General features: G+C 59.8%; 4 protein-coding genes and 2 pseudogenes. 2 read left to right on the plus strand and 4 right to left on the minus strand.

Annotated elements, in window-relative coordinates:
* The 4 genes and pseudogenes from FNJ47_RS50710 to FNJ47_RS44255 all read right to left on the minus strand — a co-directional run.
* Positions 1-241, minus strand: a pseudogene (locus FNJ47_RS50710) (hypothetical protein); the annotation flags it as partial.
* Positions 241-1839, minus strand: coding sequence for a recombinase family protein (locus FNJ47_RS44245; RefSeq protein ID WP_347341807.1), 1599 nt, complete (start codon positions 1837-1839; stop codon positions 241-243). The pseudogene FNJ47_RS50710 and the gene FNJ47_RS44245, both read right to left, overlap by 1 nt.
* Positions 1840-2879: 1040 nt before the next feature.
* Entirely contained in the window at positions 2880-3803 is a 924-nt protein-coding gene (locus tag FNJ47_RS44250; RefSeq protein ID WP_163162834.1) for an ImmA/IrrE family metallo-endopeptidase, read from the minus strand.
* A 2-nt stretch (positions 3804-3805) separates the two neighbouring features.
* The gene (locus tag FNJ47_RS44255; RefSeq protein WP_035687312.1) at positions 3806-4186 is read right to left on the minus strand and encodes a helix-turn-helix domain-containing protein; all 381 of its coding nucleotides are present in this window, start codon (positions 4184-4186) and stop codon (positions 3806-3808) included.
* 163 nt (positions 4187-4349) lie between these two features.
* On the opposite strand from FNJ47_RS44255, the gene FNJ47_RS44260 reads away from it, so the two are divergent.
* Both FNJ47_RS44260 and FNJ47_RS50715 read left to right on the plus strand, forming a co-directional pair.
* Entirely contained in the window at positions 4350-5456 is a 1107-nt protein-coding gene (locus FNJ47_RS44260) for a multiubiquitin domain-containing protein (RefSeq protein WP_163162836.1), read from the plus strand.
* A pseudogene (locus FNJ47_RS50715) lies at positions 5453-5774 on the plus strand (hypothetical protein); the annotation flags it as partial. The gene FNJ47_RS44260 and the pseudogene FNJ47_RS50715, both read left to right, overlap by 4 nt.

A 5774-nucleotide genomic window follows, 5' to 3' on the forward strand; every position in this document is an offset into this window, starting at 1 on the left:
CATCCGCTCCCACGCCGCGTCGCTCAATACCAAACGGTCCATCACACCCAAGGCGGCCTCCCCAAAAGCAGCCTTGAATCTGATTTGCTCCTAAAAGGGAATCCTTAGAGTCCACACCACCTAGAGCGGCTATGTTTTCTACAAGCTCCCGAAAACTCTTCTTATTGCGCACGCGCGGATTGACGATCGAGATCAACGATATCGGAATAAGTTGGACAGCAAGGGGATTTCCGTCTGTCATTACGCCACCTCCTTGAGGGAGCTTCTCTCACCCATTTCGAACAAAGGTTCCAAAGTCTCGAAGAGGTAAGAATCGAGCGATATGCCGTTGAATTCCTGGAGACGTAGCACCTGCTCATCCATGCACAATGTCGGTAAGATGAGATAGTCGCGCGCAGCGATGTTGGATCCGTCCATCCGAACTGCGATGGTGACATCGGGCAGTAAGCTTCGCTCCAGGCGAACTCGCCACCGAAGTTTCCCGGCTGCTGTTTCGCGGCAGCGTGCTATGACAACGGAAACTGAGAATTCGTGGTTTACGATCAGCAACTGACTTGCTTCGTCCCGGACAACGCGTCCTCCAAAACGCTCGAGTCCATCGACGACCTCCGAAATTACGCTCGGATGCAGCCTTCGAAGTGCTCGATTTATGTCGATATATGCGTAGTCTCGTTCGGGGGCATATCCCACCAGTTGGTATGCCCGGATAAGGCTGCCAAAGCGTCGCTGAAATGCGCCACTCGATGGACAATCGTCCGTCTCGTCGATCAACAAGCCAGACAGGGCGCCTTTTCGGTCGAGAAGTCGACGCAGCGCTACCAGCATTTCGGCGTCGGTCATGCGGAAAGAGCGGGCTTCAATGATCGCTTGTGCCGCGTCATATAAAGCTCGATCCACGATCGGCTCGAACACGTTGTCGGCTCTGATCCAAGACTGCGGATCATTTCGAACGCGCCGTTGCTTCAGCTTGAATGAACCGCGATTCCAGACGTTATTGCCGATGTATTTCTCATTGATAAGGACTTGATGAACGGTGCCACGGGTCCAGAGCCGTCGCAGATCGGTCCGGACGCCCTGCTTGTTTAAGCTGTCCGCAATCTCGGATTCCTTGAGCCGCCCCTCAACGAAGTTCCGATAGATGCGGGTTACGATCTGTGCTTCGTCATGCGGACCCGGAACTAGGATCACACGGTCAGTCTGGATACTTTTGTGCTGTAGGCGATCCAGGAGGCCCTTTGAAGCACCGCGCTCATCGACGAGTTGGCGCCTCAAACCAAACCCGGGCGGCCCGCCCTGCCGAAAGCCCATCTCGATAAGACGCTTTTGGCCCGCGAATACTTTGACCGAGAGTTCGCGGCTATATTCCGCCGCCATACGTCGCTTAACGACTTTCTGGACATCCGATCCGATACTACCGTCATTCTCGAACTGTTCAGCACAGTAGATGACGTTTACGCCCGCAGCACGGCATCGATATTCATAGAAGGCGGCTTCATCCGAGTCAGGGAACCGTCCCCACCGGCTAACATCGTAGACTAGAACGACCGAAAAATCGGCCTTTCTTCCTTCGATATCTCCGAGCAGGTCTTGCAGACCCTGCCGTCCGTCGATGTTGAGGCCGCTACGGCCGGCATCCACATAAGTGCGAACGATTTCAAACCCGCGCTCTGTCGCGTAACGGCCGATTGCCTCGGATTGGTTTTCCGTCGAGTAGCGCTGATGCTCGGTAGACATGCGCACATATTGGGCAGCACGCACCAGCAATCGGGACGACTGATCACCCAGCCGATGGCTTACTGATTGCGATTTCGACGTTTCCTTGCCTTCCACGGTGGTCACCGGTCTTCAGCTTGGCCGCACCTGCGAACGCGGAAGACGCCCGAGGTCGTCGATATCCATTCTTGACCATCTAACTGGAAGGAATCGGAAAAATGTTGCCGAAGAGGGGCAGAATCTTTCGCAACGGAAGTGGCGATAACGCGCCACGCTTGGTTTACGCGCGGGCCATACGGGACGCGCTAAAAAAGGAGGCTCGGTCGCGGCCACATATGCTGAAGAGAATTCGGCAGTGGACGGGAGCCGGAGAAAGAACCATCAAAAATTGGCTTGACGGCACTTGCGGCCCGAGGGGCGAACACCTTTTATTGCTCGCATATTATTCTGATGACGTCTTTGAGGCGATTTTGACCCTCACGGAACGGGACCGAAACATAGCCAAGCCGAAGTTGCAGATTATTTGCGAGGAGATGACGAGATCGCTTCGTGTCTTCAGAGACCTAATGGAAGACGAAAGATAGCATAGCCCTAAATGTCATCGTTCATGCTCGCGTCAGACCTGTCCGAGCGCCGTCAGAGGGCTGGCGTGTTAGTCGGCCTGATGGGCGACGCCCAGCGCGAGGACCCAGCCTGACGATTTGGCCAAGCTGATGGTAGACACCTGCGCCAGACGCGCAGATGATTTCTTGCTAACCGCGCGTGTGCGCCTAGCGTCTATTGCAGCCGGAAGAGTGCGACCCATCCGTAAGCCGCTGCGGATTGCTATGAAAGGACAGCGACGAATCTCTCCTCAATCAAGCCTTAGCCGTCCAGCGACCCAATGAAAGCAACCCGTTGGGCTTCTGTTGCGACATCGTTAGACCAGTGTTCCCCGCGCTTCTATATGACGCGGCATCCTGCTTTGTCCCGTAGCGACCGGACCTACTCCACGGCCTACTCTCCAGGTGCTTTCGCTCAGGCTGACGATGAAGAAGGTCCTGTAGCCGTGTCGAGCTCCGATGAAGGTAACACCCGCGAATGGTATCTACATTTCAAAGATTTCGCCAATAGTCTCGGCAGGGCTGCGGGAAAACGGAATAGGAATTGAGCCGATATCGGCCTGATCATGCGGAGATCAAGAAGAGCGTCGTGGTCAAGGTCTTTACCGAGTGCACCAGCACGAAGACCTGATGTCCCTGCGTGAACGATTCCGCGATGCATTCGTGTCTGACGCCGTTTCGGTCGATCAAAACCATGTTGCGCTTGCCCGAGGACTTCCGCTTTCCGAGCGGAATGAGGCGTCCGATCTCGTCCGCCGGCGTGTAGTACGGCGCGCTCCAGGTGTCGTGGCCGAAGGTCTCGGTGAAGGTAGGCGATTGCACGACGCGGCGGAGGTTCGCGCGGAACCCGTCTCCCTCGATCAGCGCCGGCATGTCGAGCACTACGACGGCGCACGCGCGGTGGTTCTTGGAGACGTACTGCCGGATGGAGGCATAGATCGAGGCGTTGAACTGCTTGGAGAGACGCACCGGCGTCCACACCTCGAAGGTCCGGCTCTCCGCCATGTCGCGAAAGGCATCGAGCTGAAACAGCACCTCGGACGCGAAGACGTTCGCTTCGCGGTCGAACAGGTCGGCCGCGTCGGGATCCAGCGACTTGTCGCAGTCCTCGACGACGGCGTACAGCGGACGCTGCCAGGGCAGGAAACCATGAGCGGATTCGTGGAGGCGGACGAACCGCTTCTTCACCTCGATCAGGCTCTGATCGAGGTAGACCAGGCCGGCGCTCGCATGGAATAGACCCATGATCTTCGAGACGGCGCGCTTGAGCAGGCCGCCGGCGATCTCGGCGCCTGCGCGGATCTTCGCGAGCAGTCCGGGCGACAGCAGATCCTCCTTGACCTCTTCGACGTCGGCCACCGTCATGATGGCTTCGACCGGCGTCGGAAACACGCCGAGCGCGCCTGCTTCCCGCAGCGCGCGCTCGGCTTCCCTTCTGATGATGGCCAATTGGCCGGGCGTGAGAGTGCAGTCGTCCGGCCGTCGCATGGTCACTTCCTCTTCGATCGGATGAAGTTGAGATAGTTCAACAGTTCCTTTTCCTCGTCCGAAGACAAATTATCGATCGAGTAGGTCGCGGCCTTTCCGTGCTTCTGACCTTCCGTCTTCTGACCGGAAGGGACGATGTACCCCGCGCGCTCCATGAGCGTTTCGTATGGGACGCCGAGCGACGTCGAGAGGGCGTACAGCACGTGGACGGACGGCTTCTTGATGGTCCCCGACTCCAGCTGCGAGAGGTAGGCGTTCGACACCTCCTTGCCGGTGGCGCTTTCGACGTCCCGCAGCGTCATCTTGTGACCTAGCCGGACGCTCTTCAGATAGCGCCCGAGGCTCTCTGCCGTATTGGTGTCATCGAGTTCTTCATCTGCCATCGTTCCTCCGTTCCCGAGAGGCGGGGCCAATCCCCGCCTACCGGGATAATACGCTATCTGCTAAGTATTGCAAGCACGCTTAGCATGTGCTTGACAAAGTTAGCAAGCCCGTTCATATTAGCGACACCATCAACGCCGGCCATGTCCGGAGAAAGGTACGCTAATGAGCATCCAGGAAACTGCTCCGGATCACCGCGCAGCGGGGCAGACGATCGAAGTCGCGGGCGAGAATCTCGAGTTCCGTCAATTGGTTATCCATGACGCCGCGCCGACCGGAGCCCAGATCAGCCGCGCTGCGGGCTTCACACCGGCCCAGCAGGCGGTGGTGCTGCAGTTCCTGCCCGACGGCGGCCTCGAAGACATCGCCCCGAGCCAGATCGTCGACCTGAACGCCGGCCGTCAGTTCATCGTCGTCGAGACCGATCGCCTGTTCTTCCTGACGATCAACGGCGAGCGCTTCGAATGGCCCAGCCGGATGATCTCCGGCGCCGTCGTCCGCAGGCTCGGCAAGGTGCCGCCGGAGGACGAGCTGCTGCTTACCCGCATCGACGAGCCCGATCGCGTGATCGCACCCCGCGACCTGGTGGATCTCGGCAAGGGCGGCATCGAATCCTTCGTGAGCCGCAAGCCGAGCTGGAAGCTGAACGTGCAGGGCGTCGTCCTCACGCTGCACCAGCCGACCATCGTCGTGAAGCAGGCGCTGCTCGACGCCGGCTTCGACCCGACGAAGGGCTGGCAGATCTTCCTGATCGTGAAGGGCGAGCCGAAGCGCGCGGTCGGTCTCGACTTCACGGTGGACCTGCGGACGCCCGGCATCGAAAAGCTCCGCTTGACGCCCACTGGCGTCCACAACGGGGAGGCCGCGGCAACGCCGCGGCGCCACTTCGACCTGCTCGAGGTCGACGAGAAGCACCTCGATTCGCTCGGTCTGTTCTGGGAGACCGTCATCGACGGCACCTGCCGCTGGCTCCTGATCCACAACTATCAGGTCCCGCCCGGCTACGCGCCGCGGATGGTGATGCTGGCGCTCCTGATCCCGCCGACCTATCCGACGGCGCAGATCGACATGTTCTACACCAGCCCGAAGCTGACGCTGACGTCGGGACGGCCGATCGACCGCACCCAGGTCGCCGCGACGATCTGCGGAACGCCCTTCAACGGCTGGTCGCGCCACCGTGGTCCTCCGGCACCCTGGAATCCCGCGACCGACAACGTCATCACCCATCTGGCGCTGGTGGAGTCGGCGATTGCCAAGGAGGTCGGCCAATGATGTCGCCGACGCTGACGCTCTGCGGAGCGCACCACGACCGCCTCGGCAAGCACCTGTTTCCGGGGGACGGCAAGGAGGCGGCCGCGATCCTCGTCTGTACCCGCACGCCTGGCCCGCGACTCCGTCTGCTGGTCAAGGACCTGATCCTGGTCCCGCATGGCGAATGCGCGACGCGGCTCGCGGGCCTGGCTCTCCCAGAAATACAGAATATCGTGACCGGCGACGCTGACGAGCTGGACCGGCGTCGCCGCCTCGGAGCGGGCGTACAGCCTCGCGCGGCTGGCGCCGTCCGGGGTCATCCCCCCGCTGCCGTGGGTG

It is taken from the genome of Bradyrhizobium uaiense (assembly GCF_010811875.1).
GTDB classification, from domain to species: domain Bacteria; phylum Pseudomonadota; class Alphaproteobacteria; order Rhizobiales; family Xanthobacteraceae; genus Bradyrhizobium; species Bradyrhizobium uaiense.